Below are 25,564 nucleotides of genomic sequence, written 5' to 3'. Positions count from 1 at the left end.
TCCGATTTTAAATATTTATTATATATTTTTATATATTATATGAATATTTGTATTTAATTAATATAATTTTATTAAATAAAATAAATAAAATAATTTTATATTATAATAAAAAAATATATATAATTAATTTAATTATTTAATAAATAGGAAATTTATATTATGAAAAGTTTTTCTGCTAAAATAACAAGTATTAAAAAAAATTGGTATTGTATTGATGCTACTAATAAAATTTTAGGTCGTCTAGCTAGTCAGGTATCAATATTTTTAAGGGGAAAAAATAAACCAGAATTTACTCCACATATTGATGTGGGTGATTATATAATTATTATTAATGCATCTAAAATAGTAGTTACAGGAAATAAAGAAAAAAATAAATTTTATTATCATCATTCAGGATATGTGGGTGGTATAAAAAAATATACTTTTAAATATATGATGTTACATCATCCAACACGTATAATTAAAAAAGCTATTAAAGGAATGTTACCTAAAGGATCTTTAGGTCAAAAAATTTTTAAAAAATTAAAAGTTTTTCCATTTAATCAACATAATTTAATTTCACAAAAACCAGTTTTTTTAAATATTTAAAATATCTTATAAATAATAAGGTTTTAGTACATATGTCTAAATATATTAATTATGGTACTGGACGACGTAAATGTTCTTCAGCACGTGTTTTTTTATGTAAAGGAAATGGAAATATTATTATTAATAAACGTCCTTTAGAAAAATATTTTGGTAGAGAAACTTCCTGCATGATTGTCCAACAACCTTTAGATTTAGTAAATATGTTGAAAATTTTCGATTTTTATATTACTGTAAAAGGTGGTGGTATATCTGGTCAAGCAGGGGCAATTCGTCAAGGTATTACTCGAGCATTAATTTCATATGATAATACATTAAGAAGTACTTCTAGAAAAGTAGAACGAAAAAAATTTGGTTTTCGAAAATCTAGAAAAAAACCTCAATTTTCAAAAAGATAATTATTTTTTAAAACCCGGTTTTTATTTCCGGGTTTTTATATAAATAAAATTTATAAAAAAAATATTTAAAATATAAAAAGAATATTTTTATATTACTTTAAATATATTCTTTATTTTTTTTATATAAATATTTTATTATATCTTTAGATAATTTTTTTATTCCAATATTTTTTTTTGCTGAAATAAAATAATATTTTTTGTTTTTTTCTATTTTTTTTTTTATATATTTTTTTATTTGGGAGATTTTTTTAGGTTTTAATAAATCAATTTTATTAAAGATTAACCATCTAGTTTTTTGAAATAATTTTTTATTAAAGTTTTTTAATTCTTTTAATATAATATATCTAATTTTGTTTATTTTTTTTTTATTTATAGTGATATCAATAATATGTAGTAATAATTTACAACGAGATAAGTGTTTTAAAAATTTTATACCTAAACCTATACCTAACGAAGCATTTTTAATAATTCCTGGTATGTCAGCTATAATAAATTTTTTTTTTTTTGCTTTTACTGTTCCTAATATAGGAATTAATGTAGTAAAAGGGTAAATATCTATTTTAGTTTTTGCATTAGACATAGATGTTATTAATGTAGATTTTCCAGAATTTGGTAAACCTAATGTTCCAATATCTGCTATTAATATTAATTCTAATAATATATTTTTGTTTTCACCTAATGTACCATAAGTTTTTTTTCTTGGTGTTTGATTAATAGAAGATTTGAAATTTGTATTTCCTAAACCACGTTTTCCACCTTTCGCTACTAAAAATTTTTGATTAATTTTTAAAATTTCGATAATAATTTTTTTAGTGTCATTATCTATGATTCTGGTTCCTAACGGAACTGGTATATAAATATCTTTTCCATTTTTACCAGAACGATTTGAATTTAAACCATTTTTACCATTTTCAGATTGAAATATTTTTTTAATTCTATAATCTGTTAATGTATTTATATTAGTATTTGAAACTATCCAAATATTTCCTCCATCACCTCCATTTCCTCCGTCTGGACCTCCTTTAGGTACAAATTTTTCTCTTCTAAAACTAATACAACCATCTCCTCCTTTTCCCGCAGATACATTAATAATAACAGAATCAACAAATTTCATGTTTTTCTCTCTTTTATAATATGTTTTAAATCATGAAATATGTATTAATATTTTATAGATATTTGGCGATTTTGAAGTTTTTTATTTAAATTATTCAATTTTATTACACTTATATATTTTTTTTTTAGTTTTCCTCTTTTTTTAAATTTTACTATACCTTCTATAATAGAATATAAAGTATAATCTTTACCACATTTAACATTTTCTCCAGGATGAAATTTTGTTCCTCTTTGTCGAACTAAAATATTTCCTGAAGATACATATTCACCTCCATACTTTTTAATACCTAATCTTTTTGAACGTGAATCTCGCCCATTTCTTGATGACCCACCTGCTTTTTTATGTGCCATTTTAATTCCTTATATTTTTAAAATATATTTTTGTATATTTAATATATAATTTGTTTTATTTTAACATCTGTGTAGTATTGTCTATGACCTTGAGTTTTTTTATAATGTTTTCGACGATGAAATTTTATAATTTTAATTTTTTTTTCTCTTCCATGTTTAGATATTAATCCTTCTATATAAACATCTGATAGAATAGGTTTTCCTATAAAACTTTTCTCATCTTTAGATAAAAATATTATTTTTTTAAAAATTATTTTTTCTCCTATATTCATCTTTATTTTTTCTAATCTAATTATTTTTCCACATGTTACTTTATATTGTTTATTACGATCTAAAAGTATCGCATACATAATGAATGTCTCTAAATTTTATAATTAACTACAAAAAAAATTTTTTTGTTTATTTTATACAAAATTATTTGATTTAATAAATCATTTAAATTTATTAAATAATTTTAATTGATAAAATTTTTCAAATTAAATTATATATTTAATATATAAATTTTAATAAAGAATATTATATTTTAAAAAATATCTTTTTAATATTAAAAAATTAAATTTTTATATAAAATACATAATAATAAATTTTGAAATATAAAATACATTATATTTTTAAAATCTTTAATAATATTAGGATTTTTAAAGATTTTTATTAAAAATAATTTAATATCTTTAAAAATATAATATTTAATTATTTTTGCTATTTTGTTTATTATTCCATTCTGATATAGTATATGTATTTATAGTAACAGCATGTATAGTTTTATTTAAAAAATATGGTATTAATACTTTATATATATGTTTTTGTTTTTCAAACGAACTCATATTTAAAAAAAAATTTCCTATTGCTGTAATTAAAATATTATTATTATAATTTGAAATTAATACTTTTTTTAAGTTTAATTTTTTTTTAATTAATTTACTTAATTGAATAAAATTCATATTTTTACTCTTTTTTTTAAAAAAAATTTTAATATATATTTTATTTAGAAATTTTTTTAAATAAAAAATATACATTATTTTTAATATATATAAAAATTTTTTATTATATTAATAATATAAATTTAAATATTTTAACATAAAATATTATAATATTAAAATATTCATTAAAATGAAAAAATGAATTTTTATAAAATATAAATTTTATAATTGATTTAATAAAAATAAATAATTATAAATAATAATATTCATTATTTTATATTTTTTATTTTTAGATTTTTTTTAAAAAAAAATATTAAATATTTTTTAAATTATATTTTTTAATAAAAATTTATTATTATTTATTTTTAAATATGAATTATTATATTATAATAAATAATATTTATATATAAAATTTTTTGATAAAGGAGTTATAAGCTTGTTTAATAAAATTCCAATGACATTACGGGGTTTTAATAAATTAAAATCTGAATTAAAAAAATTAAAATACATTACTAGACCTTGTATTGTAAAAGCAATTGCAAACGCTCGTCAATTAGGTGATTTAAAAGAAAATGCAGAGTATCATTCAGCACGTGAAGAACAGAGTTTTTGTGAAAATAGAATTTGTGAAATTGAAAATAAATTATTACGTGCTCAAATAATTGATATTACTAAAATACCTTTTAAAGGTATTGTTATTTTTGGATCTACAGTAACTGTATTGCAAATTAGTACTAGTAATATTTTTGTATATACTATTGTTGGTGACGATGAAGCAAATTATAAAGAATTTTCAATTTCTATTCATTCACCTATGTCAAGAGCTTTAATTGGAAAAAAAAAAAATGATATTATAAAAGTTAATACACCTACAGGTTATATAAAATATATTATTAAAAAAATTGAATATATTTAATTAAAAATATTGTTTATATAAAAATTTTTTTTTGAAATTAAAAATTTAATATATAAAAAATCTTATTTTAATTTTAGAAATTTGTTTTTTTATGTATAATAAACTTAAATATTTTTTGTAAAAATATTTTTTTATTGTAAAAAATTTATTTTTAAAAAGTTAATATTTAAATTTTTTATATATAATTTAAATTTTATTAAATTAATATTTAAAAATAATTAAATAAAATTTTTATAAATTTTATAATTTAATCTTATTAAAAAAAATATAATGATTTTAAAAAAAAGAAGTAAAAGTTCTAAAAATTGGTTAAAAAGAAATTTTAATGATCCTTATATTAAAGAAAGAAATAAAAAAAAACTAAGATCTAGATCATGGTTTAAATTAAAAGAAATAGATGAATCAGAAAAAATATTTAAAAAAGGAATGAATGTTATAGATTTAGGTTCTAATCCAGGAGGTTGGTCAGAATATACTTTAAAAAAAATTGGAAAATCAGGAAAAATTTTTGCATGTGATATTTTACCTATGCGATTTTTAAAAGATATTGTTTTTTTTTGTGGAGATATATCTAATTCAGATTTCTTAAAAAAAATATTTTTATTTTTAGACAAATATTCTTGGAATGTAGTTATGTCTGATATATCACCAAATATTTGTGGTTATTCTGTTATTGATAATTCTAATATGTTTAAATTAAGTAATATTGTATTAAAAATTTCTAGACATGTATTATCAAATAATGGATATTTAATAATTAAATTATTTCAAGGTTATGGTTTTAATAAATATATGAAAAAAATTCGAAATATATTTGAATTAGTAAAAATTTATAAACCTAATGCTTCTCGTGTCAATTCTCGTGAAGTTTTTATTATAGCTTATGGATGTAAGAAATAATTTTATTTTATTTTTAATATTATAATATATAGTGGAGATTATCATTTGAATAAAATGGTTAAAAATTTAATTTTATGGTTTTTTGGTATTTTTTTATTAACTTCGTTATTTCAAAATATAAATTTTAATAATATAAGTAATAAAAAAATTAGTTATTCTAATTTTTTATTAGAAGTTAATAATAATAAAATTCAAAATGCTCAAATTAATGGAAAAGAAGTCTTAGTTACTAGGAAAGATTTAACTCAGTACATGACATATATTCCTATTTATGATCCTAAATTATTAGATACTTTATTACAAAAAAATATTAGTATCACTGGTATTCTTCCGGAAGAACAAAGTATTTTAGTTTCTGTTATTATTTCTTGGTGTCCTATATTTTTATTAGTTGGAGCATGGATTTTTTTTATGAAAAAAATTCAAAATAATAATAGAAAAGGAGCTTTGTCATTTAGTAAAAGTAAAGCAAAAATATTGTCTAAAAATAAAATTAAGATTACTTTTTCTGATATTGCAGGATGTGATGAAGCAAAAGAAGAAGTTTCAGAATTAGTTGAATATTTAAAAGAACCTAAAAAATTTCAAAAGTTAGGAGGTAAAATTCCTAAAGGAATATTAATGGTAGGTCCACCAGGAACTGGTAAAACGTTGTTAGCGAAAGCAATTGCAGGTGAGGCAAATGTTCCGTTTTTTACAATTTCCGGTTCTGATTTTGTTGAAATGTTTGTTGGTGTAGGTGCTGCTCGTGTTAGAAATATGTTTGAAAATTCAAGAAAATATGCTCCTTGTATAATTTTTATTGATGAAATTGATGCTGTAGGTAGACAAAGAGGAGCTGGTTTTGGAGGTGGTCATGATGAACGTGAACAAACTTTAAATCAAATTTTAGTTGAAATGGATGGTTTTGAAGGTAATGAAGGAATAATTTTAATTGCAGCAACTAATCGTCCTGATGTATTAGACCCCGCTTTATTAAGACCGGGAAGATTTGATCGAAAAGTTATAGTTTCTTTACCTAATATTCAAGGAAGAAAAGATATTTTAAAAATTCATATGAAAAAAATTCCTATTTCTGATGATGTTATTCCTGAAGTACTTGCAAAAAGTACACCAGGTTTTTCAGGTGCTGATTTAGCAAATCTAGTAAATGAATCTGCTTTATTAGCTGCACGTAATAATAAAAATTCAGTTTCTATGATAGAATTTGAGAAATCAAAAGATAAAATAATTATGGGTTCTGAAAGAAAATCAATATTTTTAACAGAACATCAAAAAGAATCAATTGCTTATCATGAAGCTGGACATGCTATTGTTGGTAAACTTGTTCCTGATAATGATCCAATTCATAAAGTAACCATTATACCTAGGGGGCAATCTTTAGGAATGACATTATTTTTACCTGAAAATGATGTTTTAAACGTTAATCGTCAAAAATTAGAAAGTCAAATATCTATTTTATATGGAGGACGATTAGCAGAAGAAATAATATATGGTATTAAAAAAGTTTCTACTGGTTCTGATCATGATATTAAAGTAGCTACAAATTTAGCTCGAAAAATGGTAACTAGATGGGGTTTTTCAGAAAAATTAGGACCTTTATTATATTCAGAAGAAGATAAAGAAGTTTTTTTTGGAAAATCAGTTATAAATTCAAAATTTATATCTAATGAAACAATTCGCATTATTGATGAAGAAGTAAAATTATTAATTGATATCAATTATCAACGTGCGAAAAAAATTTTAAATGAAAATATAGATATTTTACATGCAATGAAAGATGCATTACTTAAATATGAAACAATAAACTCTTCACAAATTAAAGATTTAATGTCAAGGAAAATAACATGTTCTTAAAAAAAAAAAAAAATATATTAATTAATATTTTTGATTTTAAAGATATCTACAAATATTAATTTAATATAAAAAAAATTTATACAAATGTTTTTCATAAAAATGATTTTAATTATTTTTTAAAAATTATTAAAATTTTTAATAAAATATATTAATTTCATTTATTTCAATGATATCTATTCTAAAGAATAGATATCATTGTTATTTTTTAAAAATGTGTATACTCTTTTAATAAAGAAAATTTTAACTATAATTATTTATAAAATAAATTATATTACTATTTAAAAAAAAATTTTAAGATATTAATAGAATTTAATTTCTTAATTTTTTAAATATAATTTCATTATCAATAACAAATAATTTTTTAATAGCATAAAATTATATATTAATTATTAATATATAATTTTTTTTAAAAAATATTTTTATGGTGTTTTAAATGTATACATTTTTATTTATCATTTTTACCCTTATTTCTTCTATGTTAATTGCTATTATTTTATTTCAATCTAGTACTAGTAATGAATTATCTACTACAACAAACGATTATTCATCACAATTATTTACTGAAAATTCTAAAAGTAATGTATTTATTTATGTTATATTAATCTTATTAATAATATTTTTTTTGGTATGTTTAATCTTATGTAGATATAGTAATTGGGCTATATACAATTTACATATGTAATTATTATAAATTTTATATTAAAAATTTTATTAAAGTATATTGATATTTATATATATAAAATATATTTTATTAAAAATATTTTTGTTTTTTTTTATTTAAATATTTTAACTTATTTTATATAATATTTATATTTGAAAAAACAAAAATTTTGACCGAAGTGGTGAAATTGGTAGACACGCTATCTTGAGGTGATAGTACTTAATTTAAATAAGTATATGGGTTCGATTCCCATCTTCGGTATAGAATGTATTTCTTTTTTCTTTCTTTTTTATTTTTTATATTATGTGTATTTATATTTAAAATAGTTATTTAAAATTTTAACCCCGAAAAATTCGGGGTTTTTTATTATTAAATTTAATTAGTTTAGTAATATTTTAAATAAAATTAAAAATAAGATTTTAAATATATTAAAATTAATTTTGTATATAAAAATATTATTTTTTATTTTGATTGAAAAAAATTTTCTTTTTCTTTGAATTCTTTATTTAGTTCAATATATCCATTTTTAATTTAAGGATAACTGATATGAACAAAGAAATATTATCTGTGGTAGATGCTGTTTCACATGAAAAATCTATTCCAAGAGAAAAGATTTTTCAAGCTTTAGAAAGTGCTTTAGAAATTGCTACCAAAAAAAAATATAATCAAGATATTAATATTAGAGTATGCATAAATCGTAGTACAGGTAGTTTTAATACATATAGAAGATGGTTAGTGGTTAATAATGTATTTAATCCAACAAAAGAGATTACATTAGAAGCTGCTCGATTTGAAAATAAAAAAATTCAATTATGTGATTATATAGAAGATTGCATTGATTCTGTAACTTTTGATCGTATTGCTACACAAATTGCTAAGCAAGTAATAATACAAAAAGTTAGAGAAGCTGAAAAAGAAATAATTCTTAATAAATTCGATAAAAAAAAAGGTCAAATTATTATAGGTATTGTTAAAAAAATCAGTAGAGATTATATTATTTTAGACGTTGGTAATAATATTGAAGGTATTATTATGCGTGAAGATATGTTACCAAGAGAAAATTTTCGAATTAATGATAGAGTTAGAGGTATATTATATAATATTTCTTATGAAAAACAAGGTGCTCAATTATTTATAAGTAGATCAAAATCTGATATGTTAATTGAATTATTTCGTATTGAAGTACCTGAAATTAGAGAAAAATTTATAGAAATTAAAGCAATTGCACGTGATCCTGGTTTACGTTCTAAAATAGCTGTTACCACATATGATGAGAGAATTGATCCAGTAGGAGCATGTGTAGGAATGAGGGGTTCTAGAGTTCAAGCTGTTTCTAATGAATTATGTGGAGAAAGAATTGATATTATTTTATGGGATAATAATCCGAAAAAATTTGTTATTAATTCTATGGCACCCGCTGATGTATCTTCTATTTTTTTGGATAATACTAATCATGTAATTAATATAGAAGTTAAATTATGTAATTTAGCACAAGCAATTGGTAGAAATGGACAAAATGTAAGATTAGCTTCTCAATTAACTGGATGGGAATTAAATATAATTACTTCTAATCCTATTATTAAAATAAAAAAATCAAAAAAAAATAATTTTTTTGATATATTAAAAAATAAATTTAATTTTACAGAAAATGATATTTTATTAGTAATTCATTCTGGTTTTTCTTCTATTAAATCAATTGCTTATGCTTCTATTAATCAGTTATTATCAATTAAAGGAATTAAAACAGATGTTGTTTTAAACATGCAGAAAAAAGCTATATTTATTTTAGAAAATGACAAAAAGAAATCTATTAAAATATATAAAAAAAAATATTTAAATTCTGAATTTGCAAATTTAAAAAATATTAATAAATTTATTATTCAACAGTTAATAGAAAAAAAAATATGTACTTTAGAACATCTAGCAGAACAAAGTATTGATGATCTTCATGATATTTCTTTTCTTTTCTTCCGCACAAGCTGGTCATTAATTATGGAAGCTCGGAATATTTGTTGGTTTAATGAAAATTCATAAAAATAATTAAAATATGAAAATACTTATTAATATAATAAAAGATATATTAATAAGTATTAAATTTTTTTAAAAAAGTTTTGTAATATTTTTAATATATAATATAAATTTTTTTAAAAATTTGATTTTTAATAAACAAAATTTAAATAAAACTTTTTATATTAAATATTTTATTGAAATATATTTATTATTTAAGAGATTATTTAATCAGTGAAATTTAAAAAAAAAAAATAAAAATACTAATGAAAAAAAAAAATATTTGTTCAAAAAATAATACATCTATAAGTTTAAAATCTGTGAATAAAGAAGAAAATAAAAAAAATATTAATTCTTTTTTTGAAAAAAAAAAAGAAAAAATATTAAAAAGTAATATTTTAAATAAAAAAAATATTTTAAGAATTAAAAAAAAAGATTCTAAAAATTTAGAATCTAAAAAAAAAAGAAAAAAAGAAAATTTCAATCAATTAACAAACAACTATAAAGAGAATACTAATATTAATAAAAATAAAAAAAATATAAAAAATAATAAAAAAAAAAAAATATTTATTTCAAAAAATTCTGAAAAACGATTTTTTTCTAATAAAAAAAGAATTTCTAAAACAAAAATATATAATTCTAAATTACAACAAAAATTTGTTAAACCGTCTAAAATTCTTAATAAAAAAATAATTATAGGAGATTTTATATCAGTAGTTAATTTATCTAAAAAAATGGCAATTAAAAGTTCTAAAGTTATAAAAAATTTATTAAATTTAGGTATTTCTGCAACTTCTGAAAAAATTTTAGATCAAGATACAGCTCAATTAGTATCAGAAGACATGGGTTATCAAGTATTTTTACATCAAGAAAATATGTTAGAAGTTTCTTTAATGAAAAATCGTAATTTAAATATTTCTAAAAAAAAAAAAAGACCACCTATAGTAACAATTATGGGGCATGTAGATCATGGAAAAACATCTTTATTAGATTATATTAGATCTTCTAAAATTGCTTCTAAAGAAAAAGGTGGTATAACACAACATATAGGTGCTTATCATGTAAATACTAAAAAAGGAACAATAACTTTTTTAGATACACCTGGACATTCTGCTTTTACTGCCATGAGAGCTCGTGGTACTAATGTTACTGATATTGTTGTTTTAGTAGCTGCTGCAGATGATGGCGTAATGCCTCAAACTATAGAAGCTATTCAACACGCTCAAAATGCTAAAGTTCCAATTATAGTCGCAATTAATAAAATTGATAAAACTAAAAATAATTTAGAAATTATTAAAAAAGAATTAATTAAATATTCTATTATTCCTGAAGAATTTGGAGGAGAAAACATATTTGTTTTAGTATCAGCAAAAACAGGTTTTGGAATTGATAATTTATTATCTAATATATTACTTCAAGCTGAAATATTAGAATTAAAATCTTCATATACAAGCATGGCTGAAGGTATAGTTATTGAATCATATTTAGACAAACAATGTGGTCCGGTAGCAACAATAATAATTTCTGAAGGTATTTTACATATTAATGATATTGTTATTTGTGGATTAGAATATGGTAAAATTAAATTACTAAAAAATGAATATGATAAAGATGTATTATCTGCATCTCCTTCAATTCCTATTAAAGTTTTTGGTTTATCTGGTGTTCCTAATACTGGAGATCTGTTTACTGTTGTTAATAATGAAAAAAAAGCTAGAGCTGTTTCTATATATCGCAGAAAAAAATTACGAGAATTAAAATTTTCTAATCAAAAAAAAACTACTATTGATCATTTATTTGATAATATTAATATAAAAAATCAATCAAGTATAAATATTATCTTAAAAACTGATTTTCAAGGTTCTTTAGAAGCTATTTTAGATTCCTTAAAATTGTTATCTGATAAATCTATTAAAATTAATATTATTATGTCTGGAGTAGGAGCTATTACACAAACTGATGTATCTCTTAGTATGACTACTACTTCTATATTAATTGGATTTAATATTAGAGCAGATTTTTCCGCAAGAAAAATTATTGAATTAGAAAATTTAGATATTAGATATTATTCTATAATACATGATTTAATTAATGATATTAAAAATATTAAATTAGGATTATTAACTCCGAAAAATAAAAATAAAATTATTGGATTAGCAGAAGTTAGAAATATATTTAAATCTCCAAAATTTGGATTAATTGCAGGGTGTATGGTAATTGAAGGTATAATTAAAAAAAATAATCCAATAAGAATTTTAAGAAATAACATAGTTATTTATGAAGGTGAATTAGAATCACTACGACATTTTAAAGAAGATGTTTTAGAAGTTCGTCGCGGTATGGAATGTGGTATAGGAATTAAAAATTATAATGATATTAAAATCAGTGATATTATTGAATTATTCCAAATAATAAAATAATATATTTATATTTTAATATAAAAATTAAATCTTCATTTTTTTAAAATAAAAATATATTGATATTACTAGGAAATTTTATGTTAAAAGATTTTAGTCGATCTATGAGATTAGAACGTAGTTTATATAAGGAAATTGCTGTAATTATTCAAAAAAATTTAAGAGATCCAAGATTAAATTCTTTTATTACTATTACAGAAGTAAAATTATCTTATGATTTAAGTTATGCAAAAGTATTTATTACATTTCTTAATTATGATGATAAAAAAAATATTAAAATAATATTAGGTATTTTACAAAATGCAACTGGATATATTCGTTCATTACTTAATAAAAAAATATATTTGCGTATTGTTCCTAAATTATTTTTTGTTTATGATACTTCCCTTATTAATGGTATTTTTATTTCTGAATTAATTAAAAATATTTAATTAATTTAGTAATAAATAATATCCTAATTATATATTATAGGTTAATGAATGGTTTTTCAAAATAATAAAAATTATAATGGAATATTATTATTAGATAAACCAAAAGGTATTTCTTCTAATGGAATATTACAACAGATAAAAAAAATTTTTTTAGCTAAAAAAGCTGGATACACTGGATCTTTAGACCCTATGGCTACAGGAATGTTACCCATTTTATTTGGTAATGCGACTAAATTTTCTAAATATTTAACTGATTCAGCAAAAAAATATCATGTTATAGCAAAATTAGGAGAAACTACTTCTACGGGTGATTTATCTGGTAAAAAATTAAAAATTAAATCTATTAATATAAATACTAATGATATTTATAAAATTTTAAATTCTTTTATTGGAGAAATTTATCAAGTTCCTCCTATGTTTTCTGCGATTAAATATAATGGAATTCCATTATATAAATATGCTCGATTAGGAATTTTAGTTCCAAGAAAAAAAAGAAAACTATTTATTTATAAAATAAATTTTATTCAATTTGTTAACCCTTTTTTAGAATTTACAGTAATATGTTCTAAAGGAACCTATATAAGAAGTTTAGTAAATGATATTGGTAATAAATTATTTTGCGGAGGACATGTAATTTTTTTACGTCGATTATATATAAAACCTTATAATTCATCAAAATTAGTAACATTATCAAATTTACATTTTATAGAAAATAAAAATATAGAACAAATACATAAATTTTATTTGTTTAATATGTTAAATACATTTTTATTACCTGTAAGTTCTTTTTTTTTTAAGTATCCTATAATAAAAATATTACATTCTGATATAAATAACTTTCAAAAAAAAATAAAGATTGCGTTGAATTTCTTTTCTACTATTGGATTAGTTCAAGTTATAACTAAAAAAAATAATATATTTTTAGGAATAGGTAAAATTAATAAATTTGGAATTTTAACTCCAAAATGTGTTTTATGTAGTTAATTTTTATTATTTAAATAATATTTTTATATAAAGTATATTACAAATTAAATATAGGATATATATGCTAAAAGATACATTAAAAGTAAAGAATTTAGTAATGAAATATGGAAAATCTTATCTTAATACTGGATCTTCATCTGTTCAAATTGCATTATTAACTAGAAAAATAAATTATTTACAAAAACATTTTATATTGCATAAAGAAGATCATTGTGGTCGAAAAGGATTATTAAATATGGTTTCTCGTCGTAGAAAATTATTAGATTACTTAAAATCTAATCAATATGAAAATTATCTTTTTCTAATTAAAAAATTAGGTTTACGTCATTAATTTTATGTAAAGTAATTTATATTAATAAATTTTTATTAATAAATTGAGTATAAATTTTATTTATAGAAAAGAGCTAATATAGCTTTTTTCTATATATTTAGGTTATTTTTTATTTAAATAAATAAATTTATTATTAAAAATTTTTTAATAGATATAAATATATTTTCAAATTATTTTATTTTAAGGATATTAATTTTGTTAAAACCAATTATACATAAATTTAAGTATGGAAAACATAATATTATTTTAGAAACCGGAGTAATAGCTCGACAAGCTACTGCTTCAGTTTTAGCAAGTATGGATGATACTACAGTATTAATAACTATTGTTAGTGATAATACTACTATTCCTGGGCAAAAATTTTTTCCTTTAGTAGTAAATTATCAAGAACGAACTTATGCTGCTGGTAGAATACCCGGTGGATTTTTTCGTCGTGAAGGACGACCTAGTGAAAATGAAATTTTAATTTCTCGATTGATTGATAGACCAATTAGACCTTTATTTCCTAAAGATTTTTTATATGAAGTGCAAATTATTGCAACAGTTATTTCTGTAAATCCACAAATTAATCCTGATATTATTTCTATAATTGGTTCATCTGCAGCATTATGTTTATCAGGATTACCTTTCTTAGGTCCTATTGGTGCAGCTCGTATTGGTTTTTTAAATAATAAATATATTTTAAATCCTTCTATAGAAAAAATAAAAAAAAGTAGTTTAGATTTAGTAGTTTCTGGAACTAAAAATACTATTTTTATGGTAGAAGCTGAAGCTAGCATATTGTCTGAAGATAATATTTTAAATGCTATATTATTTGGTCATGAATCTCAACAATCGTTAATTGATAATATTTATTTGTTTTCTGATAAAGCAAATAAAATACCAAATATATATAAAAATATTTATAAACCTGATAAACAGATATTTAATTTAATTTCTAAAAAAATAAAAAAAGACATTAATAAAGCATATTATATTTTAAAGAAAAAAGAGAGATTAAAAAAATTAAATGATATTAAACAAAAAGTTACTTCAGAATTATTAAACAACGATAGTCAATTAACTAGTTCAAAAATTGAAGAAAGTATTTATTTTTTAGAACGTAATATTGTAAGAAAACGTATTTTAAAAGGAAAATTAAGAATAGATGGTCGTATCAACAATGAGGTTAGAAAAATAGATGTAAGAACAGGTATATTACCAAGAGTTCACGGATCTGCTCTTTTTACTCGAGGAGAAACACAAGCTTTAGTATCAGCAACCTTAGGGACATCTCGAGATGCACAAAATTTAGATGATTTATTAGGAGACAGAACAGATAATTTTTTATTTCATTATAATTTTCCACCTTATTCAGTAGGAGAAATAGGAATAGTAGGATCTCCAAAAAGAAGAGAAATAGGACATGGTAAGTTAGCTAAACGCAGTTTTTTAGCTGTTATGCCAAATATTGAAGATTTTCCATATACAATTCGTTTAGTATCTGAAATAACTGAATCTAATGGATCTTCTTCTATGGCTTCTGTTTGTGGTGCATCTTTAGCTTTAATGGATGCTGGAGTTCCTATTAAATCCGCAATTGCTGGAATTGCAATGGGTTTAATTAAAGAAAATGATTCTTATATAATTCTTTCTGATATATTAGGTGATGAAGATTATTTAGGTGATATGGATTTTAAAGTATCAGGAAGTAGATTAGGTATTACTGCTTTACAAATGGATATTAAAGTTTCTGGAATTACTAGTGATATTATTAGATCTGCTTTATATCAAGCAAAATCAGCTAGATTAAAAATATTAGATATTATGGAAAATACTTTACAAATTCCTAGAAGTGATATTTCAAAATTTGCTCCTAGAATTTATACTATAAAAATAAATCCAGAAAAAATAAAAGATGTTATTGGAAAAGGAGGTTCAATTATTAGAATGCTGACAGAAGAAACTGGTACTGTTATTGAAATTAAAGATGATGGAATAGTAAAAATTTCTGCAATTAATGGTGAAAAAGCTAAATATGCAATTAAAAGAATACAAGAAATCACTGAAGATATACAAATAGGAAAAATTTATTCAGGAAAAGTTACAAGAATTTTAGATTTTGGAGCTTTTGTTTCTATCGGATTTGGTAAAGAAGGATTAATTCATATTTCTCAAATTTCTAATAAAAGAATTGATAAAGTGATAAATCATTTAAAAATTAATCAAATTATTTTTGTAAAAGTTTTAGAGGTTGATCGACAAGGTCGAATAAGATTAAGTATGAAGAATATTTAAAATTTATATTTTTTAAAAAAAATTTGTTTATATTTTGAATAAAATATATGTACTATCTTATTAGATAATTTTATTGTATAATAAATTCTTAATGAATTTATTAAAAAACATTAAGAATTTTAATAAAATTTTTTTTTATTAAAATTACTTTTGTTTTTTTAAAAATTTATATACATTCAATTTAGCCGGTATACTTTTAAATAAAAAATATATTTTATATTTTATAAAAATATGAATTGTAGACTGGCCATTGTTGCAAAAATAAGAGGCTTATACTCTGAATGACACAAATTCATCTCTCATTTTCTGTTTTTGGATTAAATTCTTTTTTATTAAAATCTCTTAAAATATTAGGTTATGAAAAACCTTCTCCTATTCAATCTGCTTGTATTCCTTATTTATTATCAGGAAAAGATGTTTTAGGAATGGCTCAAACAGGTAGTGGAAAAACTGCAGCTTTTGCTTTACCTTTATTAAATAATATTAATATTTCTTTAAAATTTCCACAAATTTTAGTATTAGTTCCTACACGTGAATTAGCTGTACAAGTAGCTAAATCATTTTCTGATTTTTCTAAATATTTAATAGGAACACAAGTATTAGCTTTATATGGTGGTCAAAGATATGAAATACAGTTACATGCATTACGAAGAGGTCCTCAAATTATTGTAGGAACACCAGGTAGATTATTAGATCATTTAAAAAGAGGAACTTTAAGTTTAATTCATCTTTCTAGTCTTGTTTTAGATGAAGCTGATGAAATGTTACGTATGGGTTTTATAGAAGATGTTGAAACTATAATGTCAAAAATACCTCGAAAACATCAGACAGCATTATTTTCAGCTACTATGCCTAATATTATTCGTAGAATATCTAGAAGATTTATGAATACTCCAAAAGAAATAAAAATACAATCTACTGGTATTACTCGTCCCGACATTCAACAAAGTTATTGGATTGTAAGAGGAAGAAAAACTGATGCTTTAATTCGATTTTTAGAAGTAGAAGATTTTTCTGCTACTATAATTTTTGTTCGTACAAAAAATGCTACTTTAGAAGTATCAGAAGCATTAGAAAAAAACGGATACAATAGTGCTGCTTTAAATGGTGATATGAATCAAGTATTACGAGAACAAACTTTAGAACGTTTAAAAAATGGTAAATTAGATATTTTAATAGCTACTGATGTTGCAGCTAGAGGTTTAGATGTTGATAGAATTAGTTTTGTTATTAATTATGATATTCCTACTGATGCAGAATCATATGTGCATAGAATCGGTAGAACTGGTAGAGCTGGTAGAACTGGTCGTGCATTGTTATTTGTTGAATATAGAGAATATAGATTATTAAAAAATATTGAAAGAATCATTAAACATCCTATTCATGAAATTCAATTACCTAAATCTGAAATTCTAATAGAAAAAAGATTACAAAATATTTCAAATAAAATTCAGGAACAATTAAATAATAAAAATTTAAAATTATATAAATCATTATTATCAAAATTAAAATTAAAAGATGGTTGGAATTTTGAAAATTTATCTGCAGCATTATTAAAATTAGTTCAAAATGAAAGACCCCTTATTATTCCACCTGATAAAAAATCTTCTCCTCTTTCTTTTAAAAGAAATTCTTTTATTTCGTTTAATAATCAAAAAAAATATACAAATAATAGAAGATTTTTAAACAATAAATCTAATAAAAATTATAAAAAGATGGAAGATATGATTTTATATCGTATTGATATAGGTCGTAATGATAGAGTAGAAGTTCGTCATATTGTAGGAGCTATAGCAAATGAAGGTGATATTAGCAGTAGATTAATTGGAAATATTAGACTTTTTTCTAATTATTCCACTATTGAATTACCAAAAAGTTATTCAAAACATTTATTTACACGTTTATTACATACACGTATTTTAAATAAACCAATAAATATAAAATTAATGTCATCTGTTGTTCAAATAAAAGAAAATAAAAGAAGAAAATTTATAAAAAGTAAAAGAATATAAAATTAATTTGTTTTTTATTTTTTTTATAAAATTGAATTATATATTTTTATTTTTTAAAATATCAATTTTATGCCACTAAGTGGCATATTTATTTCATAAAGCTGCTATTACTTCTATTTCTATTTTTGCTTTTTTAGGTAATTTTGATATGCCAATACATGATCGTGCAGGATATACATTAGTATATTTTTTAAAAAAATTTTTATAGGATAAATTAATTTCATTTAATTTATCCATATTTGTTGTAAAAATAGTAGTTTTAATTATGTTTTTTATATTTAATTTATTTTTATATAATAATCTTTTAATGTTTTTTAATGTTAAAATAGTTTGTTCAGATAAATTTTTAGGCATTAATCCTGTTTTTAAACATATAGGAATTTGCCCAGAAAAGAAAAATAAATTATTAATTTTTATACAAGGTGAATAAGGACCAAATACTATATTTTTTTTAAACATAAGTTTCTCTTTTATATTATTATATTATATCCAAATATATAAATGAATATTTTATATTAAAATTTTTTTTTTATGCAAACATGAAACTAATAAGGCTTTAATTGTATGTAATCTATTTTCTGATTGTTCAAAACAAAGATTTTTTTTAGAAAAAAAAACATTATTAGAAATTTCTAATCCATTTTTTAAATTATATTTTTTATGTATTTTTAATCCTAATGTAGATTCTTTATCATGTAAAGCAGGAAGACAATGAAGTATTTTTACATTTGAATTTTTTGTCATATTCAACATTTTTTGGTTAACTTGATAATCATATAATTCTTTTATTTTTTTTTTCCATTTCATTGATTTATCTCCCATAGACACCCATACATCAGTATAAATAAAATCTACTTTATATACGCCTTTTTCTATATTTTTAGTATAAAGTATATTTTTTTTATTTTTTATATCTCTAATATTTTTTTTAGGCCAATAGTTTTCTGGAGAGATTATATTTAATTTTAATCCAGTTATATTAGCAGCTTCTAATAATGTATTTGCGATATTATTTTTAGCATCACCTATATATGCACATGTAATTTCTTGAATTGATTTTTTTGGTAATGTTTCAGTCATAGTTAATAGATCTGCTAAAATTTGAGTAGGATGAAATGTATTAGTTAATCCATTCCAAACAGGTATTTTTGAATATTTTTGTATTTTTTTAAGAATATTATCATGATAACCTCGATATTGTATTCCATCATACATTTTTCCTAATACTTTAGCAGTATCATGAATTGATTCTTTATATCCCATATGTGTATCTGTAGGACTTAAATAAGTTGTATTAGCTCCTTGATCGTAAGCAGCTACTTCAAATGCACATCTAGTTCTAGTAGATTGTTTTTCAAAAATTAATACTATATTTTTTCCTTTTAAATATTTTTTTTCCTTTTTATCTTTTTTTTTTTTTTTAAAAAATTTTGATAATTTAATTAAATAAATAATTTCTTGGTAATTAAGATCTGATAATTTTAAAAAACTTTTTTTATAAATTGTATTCATGTATATATCTCATATATAAATATATTATTAAAAATTTATTAATAATTTAAATATTAAAGAATTTTATAAAATTTAAAAAATAATTATTTTATAAATAAATATATTATATTTTAATTATATATTTTTATAAACAAATGTTTTATTAAAAAAAACAATTTAATTTATTAAATTTTTTTTTAAAATATACATAAACATATATTATTTTTAATAAAAAATTATTTTTTTTATTTATAAAAAAATGTTAAAATTGTTTTTGAAAATTTTTTTTTAATTAAATATTTAAAATATTAATATACAAATATTTTTTAAATATATTTATATTAATAATTATTAAATCATGTTTATTGTATAAAAATAAATTTTTTAATATTTTTATAAATTAAATTATTTATAATAAAATTTTTTATTTTATTTTAGATAAATATTTCTTATTGAAGAAAATTATGAAAAAAAATTATGATTTCGATGTTATAGAAAAAAAAGTACAAAAATATTGTAATGATAATAATTTTTTTTTTCATAAAAATTATTATTTTAAAGGAAAAAGTTTTTGTATTATGGTTCCACCCCCTAATATAACTGGTTCTTTACATATGGGTCATGCGTTTCAACAGACTATTATGGATGTTTTAATACGATATAAACACATGTGTAAAAGAAACACATTATTACAAATGGGTACAGATCATGCTGGAATTGCTACACAAATGGTAGTAGAACGTTATTTATTACATAAAGAAGGAAAAAATAAAAATTTATATACAAGAAAAGAATTTGTAAAAAAAATTTTAGATTGGAAAAAAAAATCTGAATTGATTATGTTTAATCAAATTAAACGACTTGGTCTTTTAATTGATTGGAAAAAAACACGTTTTACATTAGATTCAAATTTTTCTATTGCTGTTAATAAAGTGTTTATAAAATTATATGAAGATGGTTTAATATATAGAAGTAAGAAATTAGTATATTGGGATACACAATTAAAAACTGTGATTTCTGATTTAGAAGTAGAAAATAAAATTAGTAATAATACTATGTGGTATATTAAGTATTTTTTTGTAAAAAAAAAAAATAAAAAAAACTTATATGAAAAATATATTGTTATTGCTACAACACGCCCAGAAACATTATTAGGAGATACTGCTTTAGCTGTTAATCCTAATGATATAAGATATAAAAAATATATTGGATCTTTAGTTTATGTTCCTATTATTAATCGAATTATTCCTATAATTAGTGATATTAATATAGATATTAAGAAAGGAACAGGATGCATGAAAATTACTCCAGCTCATGATTTTAATGATTATTCTATTGGAGTACGTAATAAATTGCCAATGATTAATATTTTTAAAAAAAACGGAAAAATATTAAAAAAATTAAATATTTTTGATTATACGGGAAAAAAAACAAATATTTTTGATTCTGATATCCCTAAAGATTTGCAAAATAAAGATCGTTTTATTGCAAGAAAAATTATACTTTCAAAATTAAAAAAAACAAATTTTTTAAAAAAATCTGTTTCTTATAAAATAGGAATACCTTATGGTGATCGTAGTAAAACAATTTTAGAACCCATGTTAACTAATCAATGGTATTTAAGTACTAAATCATTAGCTAAAATTGCTATTACAGCTATAGAAGAAAAAAAAATTAAATTTATACCTAAACAATATAAAAATATGTATTTATCTTGGATGTATAATATTCAAGATTGGTGTATTTCACGTCAATTATGGTGGGGACATCAAATTCCAGTATGGTATGATAAGAAAAATAATATATATGTTGGAAAAAATGAATCATCAGTTAGAAAAAAATATTTTTTAAAGAATGACGTTTTTCTTTATCAAGATCCTGATGTTTTAGACACCTGGTTTTCTTCTAGTTTATGGACTTTTGCTGGATTAGGTTGGCCTATAGATATTAAAAAATTTAATGATTTTCATCCTACTAATATTTTAGTATGTGGTTTTGATATTATATTTTTTTGGATTTCTCGAATGATTATGATTACAATGCATATCATAAAAGATAAAAATGGAAATCCTCAAATTCCTTTTAAAAAAATATATATTACTGGATTAATACGAGATGAATTAGGAAAAAAAATGTCTAAATCTTTTGGAAATACACTAGATCCAATAGATATGGTAAATGGAATTCATTTATCTGATTTAATTCATAAAAGAATAAATAATTCTTTTAATGAAAAAAAGATAAAACAGATAAAATTAAGTACTAAAAAAAATTTTCCAGACGGAATTTCTAAACATAGTGTGGATGCATTACGTTATACTTTTTTATCCTTAGCATCTACTAGTAGAAATATTAGTTGGGATATGAATCGTTTGAAAGGTTTTCAAAACTTTTGTAATAAAATATGGAATGCGAGTCGTTTTGTTATTAAAAATATTAGTAAACATGTATTTAAGAAGAATTTTTCTTTTACTTTAATAGATAAATGGATTTTAATTGAATTAAATGATGTTATTAAAAAATATCATTTTTTTTTTAAAAAATTTAGATTTGATAATATTTCAGTTGTATTATATAAATTTATATGGAACAAATTTTGTGATCAATATTTAGAAATGATTAAACCTATTTTTAAAAATGGTTTTAATTGTGAAATTAATTCAATTAAAAATACATTATGTATTTTATTAAGAAAAATTATACTATTGATACATCCAATTATGCCATATATTAGTATATATATTTGGAAAATGTTACAAAAATTAAATAAAAAATTTAATTCAAAAATAATTATGAATTCTTTTCCTATATATAATATAGGATTAAATAATATATATATTAAAAAATTTATGAATTGGTTTCAAAAAATTATTTCTATTCTTCGCTGTGTTCGGTTAGATACTAGAGTTTCTCGAACAACTTTATTAATAATTTATTTAAAAAATATTCCATTTAATAAAAAAATTTTTTTACAAGAAAATAATATTTTTTTAAAAAAAATAGCTTATTTAAAATTAATTATTGAAATTAATAAAATTTCTAATCTTCCATCATCCATTGTTCGATTTATTGATAATATGGAAATATTTATTCCTATTAATTCTTTTTTAAATGTTGATTTAGAATTAAAACGTTTAAATAAAAAAATTATTTTTCTTGAAAAACAAATTAAAATATTAAAAACTCAATTTTTAAATACTAATTTTTTAATTCATGCTCCTTCAAATTTAATTAAAGAAAAAAGAAGTTTGTTAAAAAGAAATTATAGTATTTTAAAAAAAATTAATTATCAAAAAAAAATATTATTAAAAAAAATTTAATTTTAAAAATATTTTTAAAAATAGTTTTTTTTGAATAAAATTGGATTATACATGATATATAAAAAAAATTGTTTAGTTTTAAATTCTAATTTAAAAAATATTTATCAAAATTATAAAAACAAAAAATATATTATAGCTTCTTTTTATAAATATTTTTTTATTTCTAATCCTGAAAAATTATTATTTTTTATTAAAAAAATTTTAGTAAAAGAAAATATTTTAGGGAGAATATACATTTCTACAGAAGGTATAAATGCATCGATTAGTATTCCTTATTTAAAATTTAAATATATAAAAAACTTTTTTAAAAATATTAATCAAAAAACTAAAAAAATGTATATAAATTATTCTATTGAAAAAAAACAGATTGCTTTTTTTGATTTAAGAATAAAAATAAAAAAACAAATTGTATCTAGTAAAATAAAAAATTTTTTTTTTAATAATAAAAATCATGGAATTTATTTAACAGCTCATAAAGTAAATAAATATATTTTTAATAAAGATTGTGTTTTTGTTGATATGCGTAATAGTTATGAATATGAAATTGGTCATTTTTATAATTCTTTAACTATTCCTGCAAATACTTTTCGTGAACAATTAAAAAAATTACCAGAATCTTTAAAATTATACAAAAAAAAAAAAATTATTATGTATTGTACTGGAGGAATACGATGTGAAAAATCTACAGTACTTCTAAAAAATTATGGATTTTCAAAAATATATCAAATACATGGGGGTATTTTAAAATATATAAAACAAACAAAAAAATATAATTTACCTAATTATTTTCAAGGAAAAATTTTTGTTTTTGATGCTCGTTTATCAATTAAAATCACAAATGATATTTTTTCTAAATGTATTAATTGTAATAAATATACAAATCGTTTACATATTAATTGCTATAATAGTTCTTGTAATCATTTATTTATTCAATGTGTTTTTTGTTCAATACAATTAAGTTCTTGTTGTTCAATACATTGTAAAGATACAATATATCGACAATTTATTAAATAAATATATTTTTAAATAAATTTAGTATTTTATTTTTCTATTAGAAATAATGATTATTAACATTATTAAAAAATTTATATATAAATAATTATATATATATTATAAATTTTAAAATTAATTTTTAATAAAGGTGACAATAATGCCTATAACTTCTATATTAGACATTTATACAAAAAAAAAATATTTAAATAAAGAAATTACAATTAATGGATGGATTCGAAGTAAAAGAACTTCAAAAATAGGAATATCTTTTTTAACTATAACTGATGGATCATCAATTAATACTATTCAAGTTATTGCTAAAAAATCTTTATATAATTATGTAACAGAAATTATTAAACTTACTACAGGTTGTTCAGTTATTATATCTGGAGTTTTAGTTTTATCTCCAGGAAATTTACAAATTTATGAAATTCAATCTAATAAAATTAAAGTAATTGGTTGGATAAAAAATCCTGAAAAATATCCTATATCAGCAAAAAAACATACTATAGAACATCTTAGAAAATTTTGTCATTTACGACCACGTACAAATTTAATTAGTGCTATTTCTAGAATTAGAAATATAGTTTTTCAATCTTTAAATTTATTTTTATTTAACAAGCAATATTTATGGGTATCAACTCCTATTATTACTAGTCTTGATACAGAAGGTTCTAGTTCTATGTTTAAAGTATCTATGTTAGATAATAATAACCAATACACCAATAATAATAATAAAAAATTTTTTAAAAAAGATGTTTTTTTAACTGTTTCTGGACAATTAACATTAGAAGCTTATGCATGTGCTTTATCTAAAGTCTATTCTTTGGGACCTATTTTTAGAGCAGAAAATTCAAATACTAAAAAACATCTAACAGAATTTTGGATGTTAGAAGTAGAAAAAGCTTTTTCAAATATTAATGATATCTCTAAATTTGCAGAAAAATTATTAAAATTTTCTATTAGTTATGTTTTAGATAATTGTATTTCTGATTTAATTTTTCTACAAAAAAAATTAAATCGTAACATTATTTCATATTTAAATGATTTTTTATATAAAGATTTTATTAATATTGAATATAGCGAAGTTATTAATATTTTACAAAAAAATAAAAATTCTTCTTATGAAAATATTAATTGGGGAGAAGATTTATCTTCAAGTCATGAAAAATATTTAGTACATAAATATTTTAAATCTACTGTAATAGTAAGAAACTATCCAAGATTATTAAAAGCTTTTTATATGCGTATGAATAGCGATAACAAAACTGTTGCTGCTTTTGATATTTTAGTTCCTAACATAGGAGAAATAATAGGAGGATCAGAAAGAGAAGATAGAATCATGTATTTAGAAAAAAATATGAATAAAGTAGGTTTAAATTCAAAAAATTATTCTTGGTATAAAGATTTAAGAAAATATGGAACTATACCACACTCTGGTTTTGGTTTGGGATTAGAAAGATTAATTATTTTTATTACTGGTATTAAAAATATTAGAGAATCTATTCCATTTCCGAGAACGATTAGGCATGCAGATTTTTAAAAATCTTTATTTGAATTAATCAAAATAAAGATTTTTATTTTTTTTGAAGCTTTGAAA

The 25,564-nt window shown here is 20.2% G+C and carries 22 protein-coding genes and 1 tRNA gene; 17 read left to right on the top strand and 6 right to left on the bottom strand.

Translation table 11 applies throughout. From position 1 onward, the window contains the following. Window positions 1–159: 159 nt before the first annotated feature. Both rplM and rpsI read left to right on the top strand, forming a co-directional pair. The gene (rplM, locus tag BCC_RS01255) at window positions 160–588 is read left to right on the top strand and encodes a 50S ribosomal protein L13 (RefSeq protein WP_011672630.1); all 429 of its coding nucleotides are present in this window, start codon (window positions 160–162) and stop codon (window positions 586–588) included. 32 nt (window positions 589–620) lie between these two features. After that, window positions 621–983, top strand: coding sequence for a 30S ribosomal protein S9 (gene rpsI / locus BCC_RS01250; protein ID WP_011672629.1), 363 nt, complete (start codon window positions 621–623; stop codon window positions 981–983). Window positions 984–1,080: 97 nt separating this feature from the next. Here the strand turns inward: rpsI and cgtA are convergent, their stop codons facing one another. From cgtA to BCC_RS01230, 4 genes are all read right to left on the bottom strand, one after another. Continuing rightward, window positions 1,081–2,097: an Obg family GTPase CgtA gene (cgtA, locus tag BCC_RS01245; RefSeq protein ID WP_011672628.1), complete on the bottom strand. Its 1,017-nt coding sequence runs from the start codon at window positions 2,095–2,097 to the stop codon at window positions 1,081–1,083. Window positions 2,098–2,141: 44 nt separating this feature from the next. Beyond that, a complete protein-coding gene (rpmA, locus tag BCC_RS01240; protein WP_011672627.1) occupies window positions 2,142–2,447 on the bottom strand; it encodes a 50S ribosomal protein L27 in 306 nt (101 codons plus the stop codon). Window positions 2,448–2,485: 38 nt separating this feature from the next. Further along, window positions 2,486–2,797: a 50S ribosomal protein L21 gene (gene rplU / locus BCC_RS01235; protein WP_011672626.1), complete on the bottom strand. Its 312-nt coding sequence runs from the start codon at window positions 2,795–2,797 to the stop codon at window positions 2,486–2,488. Window positions 2,798–3,133: 336 nt separating this feature from the next. Continuing rightward, window positions 3,134–3,388 (bottom strand): hypothetical protein, encoded by a 255-nt coding sequence (locus tag BCC_RS01230; RefSeq protein ID WP_011672625.1) that lies wholly within the window; start codon window positions 3,386–3,388, stop codon window positions 3,134–3,136. Window positions 3,389–3,803: 415 nt separating this feature from the next. Here BCC_RS01230 and greA point away from each other — a divergent pair, with 415 nt between their 5' ends. From greA to BCC_RS01175, 12 genes are all read left to right on the top strand, one after another. Beyond that, window positions 3,804–4,283 carry a transcription elongation factor GreA gene (gene greA, locus BCC_RS01225; RefSeq protein ID WP_011672624.1) on the top strand — a complete coding sequence of 160 codons (480 nt, stop codon included), beginning with the start codon at window positions 3,804–3,806 and terminating at the stop codon, window positions 4,281–4,283. A 270-nt stretch (window positions 4,284–4,553) separates the two neighbouring features. After that, entirely contained in the window at window positions 4,554–5,183 is a 630-nt protein-coding gene (locus BCC_RS01220) for a ribosomal RNA large subunit methyltransferase E (RefSeq protein ID WP_011672623.1), read from the top strand. Window positions 5,184–5,237: 54 nt separating this feature from the next. After that, window positions 5,238–7,040 (top strand): ATP-dependent zinc metalloprotease FtsH, encoded by a 1,803-nt coding sequence (gene ftsH, locus BCC_RS01215; RefSeq protein ID WP_011672622.1) that lies wholly within the window; start codon window positions 5,238–5,240, stop codon window positions 7,038–7,040. Between the two features lie 433 nt (window positions 7,041–7,473). Then, complete coding sequence (gene secG, locus BCC_RS01210; protein WP_011672621.1) at window positions 7,474–7,722, top strand: preprotein translocase subunit SecG; 249 nt, start codon at window positions 7,474–7,476, stop codon at window positions 7,720–7,722. Between the two features lie 151 nt (window positions 7,723–7,873). Beyond that, window positions 7,874–7,962, top strand: a tRNA-Leu gene (locus tag BCC_RS02100). A 285-nt stretch (window positions 7,963–8,247) separates the two neighbouring features. Continuing rightward, window positions 8,248–9,735, top strand: coding sequence for a transcription termination factor NusA (gene nusA / locus BCC_RS01205; RefSeq protein ID WP_011672620.1), 1,488 nt, complete (start codon window positions 8,248–8,250; stop codon window positions 9,733–9,735). A gap of 239 nt (window positions 9,736–9,974) precedes the next feature. After that, complete coding sequence (gene infB, locus BCC_RS01200) at window positions 9,975–12,128, top strand: translation initiation factor IF-2 (protein WP_011672619.1); 2,154 nt, start codon at window positions 9,975–9,977, stop codon at window positions 12,126–12,128. A gap of 77 nt (window positions 12,129–12,205) precedes the next feature. Then, window positions 12,206–12,556: a 30S ribosome-binding factor RbfA gene (rbfA, locus tag BCC_RS01195; protein WP_011672618.1), complete on the top strand. Its 351-nt coding sequence runs from the start codon at window positions 12,206–12,208 to the stop codon at window positions 12,554–12,556. Window positions 12,557–12,604: 48 nt separating this feature from the next. Next, window positions 12,605–13,540: a tRNA pseudouridine(55) synthase TruB gene (gene truB / locus BCC_RS01190; protein ID WP_011672617.1), complete on the top strand. Its 936-nt coding sequence runs from the start codon at window positions 12,605–12,607 to the stop codon at window positions 13,538–13,540. Between the two features lie 61 nt (window positions 13,541–13,601). Further along, window positions 13,602–13,871 carry a 30S ribosomal protein S15 gene (gene rpsO, locus BCC_RS01185; protein ID WP_011672616.1) on the top strand — a complete coding sequence of 90 codons (270 nt, stop codon included), beginning with the start codon at window positions 13,602–13,604 and terminating at the stop codon, window positions 13,869–13,871. Window positions 13,872–14,066: 195 nt separating this feature from the next. Beyond that, window positions 14,067–16,148, top strand: coding sequence for a polyribonucleotide nucleotidyltransferase (gene pnp / locus BCC_RS01180; RefSeq protein ID WP_011672615.1), 2,082 nt, complete (start codon window positions 14,067–14,069; stop codon window positions 16,146–16,148). Between the two features lie 281 nt (window positions 16,149–16,429). Further along, a complete protein-coding gene (locus BCC_RS01175; protein ID WP_011672614.1) occupies window positions 16,430–18,160 on the top strand; it encodes a DEAD/DEAH box helicase in 1,731 nt (576 codons plus the stop codon). A gap of 93 nt (window positions 18,161–18,253) precedes the next feature. Here BCC_RS01175 and BCC_RS01170 read toward each other — a convergent pair whose 3' ends face one another. After that, window positions 18,254–18,619 carry a Rid family detoxifying hydrolase gene (locus BCC_RS01170; protein ID WP_011672613.1) on the bottom strand — a complete coding sequence of 122 codons (366 nt, stop codon included), beginning with the start codon at window positions 18,617–18,619 and terminating at the stop codon, window positions 18,254–18,256. A 51-nt stretch (window positions 18,620–18,670) separates the two neighbouring features. Then, window positions 18,671–19,672, bottom strand: a complete 1,002-nt coding sequence (gene argF / locus BCC_RS01165) for an ornithine carbamoyltransferase (RefSeq protein ID WP_011672612.1) — start codon at window positions 19,670–19,672, stop codon at window positions 18,671–18,673. Between the two features lie 443 nt (window positions 19,673–20,115). Between argF and BCC_RS01160 the strand changes: the two genes are divergently transcribed. The 3 genes from BCC_RS01160 (at window position 20,116) to asnS (ending at window position 25,507) form a co-directional block, all read left to right on the top strand. Then, entirely contained in the window at window positions 20,116–22,971 is a 2,856-nt protein-coding gene (locus BCC_RS01160; RefSeq protein WP_011672611.1) for a valine--tRNA ligase, read from the top strand. A gap of 51 nt (window positions 22,972–23,022) precedes the next feature. Beyond that, window positions 23,023–23,985 (top strand): rhodanese-related sulfurtransferase, encoded by a 963-nt coding sequence (locus BCC_RS01155; RefSeq protein WP_011672610.1) that lies wholly within the window; start codon window positions 23,023–23,025, stop codon window positions 23,983–23,985. 136 nt (window positions 23,986–24,121) lie between these two features. Next, the gene (asnS, locus tag BCC_RS01150; protein ID WP_011672609.1) at window positions 24,122–25,507 is read left to right on the top strand and encodes an asparagine--tRNA ligase; all 1,386 of its coding nucleotides are present in this window, start codon (window positions 24,122–24,124) and stop codon (window positions 25,505–25,507) included. Window positions 25,508–25,564 lie beyond the last annotated feature (57 nt).

It is taken from the genome of Buchnera aphidicola BCc (genome assembly GCF_000090965.1).
GTDB lineage: Bacteria > Pseudomonadota > Gammaproteobacteria > Enterobacterales > Enterobacteriaceae > Buchnera_F > Buchnera_F aphidicola_F.
This window is presented reverse-complemented; position numbering and strand designations above follow the sequence as displayed.

Coding starts and splice junctions, on each gene's coding strand:
- rplM (WP_011672630.1), top strand. CDS start 160: ATGAAAAGTTTTTCTGCTAAAATAACAAGTATTAAAAAAAATTGGTAT.
- rpsI (WP_011672629.1), top strand. CDS start 621: ATGTCTAAATATATTAATTATGGTACTGGACGACGTAAATGTTCTTCA.
- cgtA (WP_011672628.1), bottom strand. CDS start 2,097: ATGAAATTTGTTGATTCTGTTATTATTAATGTATCTGCGGGAAAAGGA.
- rpmA (WP_011672627.1), bottom strand. CDS start 2,447: ATGGCACATAAAAAAGCAGGTGGGTCATCAAGAAATGGGCGAGATTCA.
- rplU (WP_011672626.1), bottom strand. CDS start 2,797: ATGTATGCGATACTTTTAGATCGTAATAAACAATATAAAGTAACATGT.
- BCC_RS01230 (WP_011672625.1), bottom strand. CDS start 3,388: ATGAATTTTATTCAATTAAGTAAATTAATTAAAAAAAAATTAAACTTA.
- BCC_RS01220 (WP_011672623.1), top strand. CDS start 4,554: ATGATTTTAAAAAAAAGAAGTAAAAGTTCTAAAAATTGGTTAAAAAGA.
- ftsH (WP_011672622.1), top strand. CDS start 5,238: ATGGTTAAAAATTTAATTTTATGGTTTTTTGGTATTTTTTTATTAACT.
- secG (WP_011672621.1), top strand. CDS start 7,474: ATGTATACATTTTTATTTATCATTTTTACCCTTATTTCTTCTATGTTA.
- nusA (WP_011672620.1), top strand. CDS start 8,248: ATGAACAAAGAAATATTATCTGTGGTAGATGCTGTTTCACATGAAAAA.
- infB (WP_011672619.1), top strand. CDS start 9,975: ATGAAAAAAAAAAATATTTGTTCAAAAAATAATACATCTATAAGTTTA.
- rbfA (WP_011672618.1), top strand. CDS start 12,206: ATGTTAAAAGATTTTAGTCGATCTATGAGATTAGAACGTAGTTTATAT.
- truB (WP_011672617.1), top strand. CDS start 12,605: ATGGTTTTTCAAAATAATAAAAATTATAATGGAATATTATTATTAGAT.
- rpsO (WP_011672616.1), top strand. CDS start 13,602: ATGCTAAAAGATACATTAAAAGTAAAGAATTTAGTAATGAAATATGGA.
- BCC_RS01175 (WP_011672614.1), top strand. CDS start 16,430: ATGACACAAATTCATCTCTCATTTTCTGTTTTTGGATTAAATTCTTTT.
- BCC_RS01170 (WP_011672613.1), bottom strand. CDS start 18,619: ATGTTTAAAAAAAATATAGTATTTGGTCCTTATTCACCTTGTATAAAA.
- argF (WP_011672612.1), bottom strand. CDS start 19,672: ATGAATACAATTTATAAAAAAAGTTTTTTAAAATTATCAGATCTTAAT.
- BCC_RS01160 (WP_011672611.1), top strand. CDS start 20,116: ATGAAAAAAAATTATGATTTCGATGTTATAGAAAAAAAAGTACAAAAA.
- BCC_RS01155 (WP_011672610.1), top strand. CDS start 23,023: ATGATATATAAAAAAAATTGTTTAGTTTTAAATTCTAATTTAAAAAAT.
- asnS (WP_011672609.1), top strand. CDS start 24,122: ATGCCTATAACTTCTATATTAGACATTTATACAAAAAAAAAATATTTA.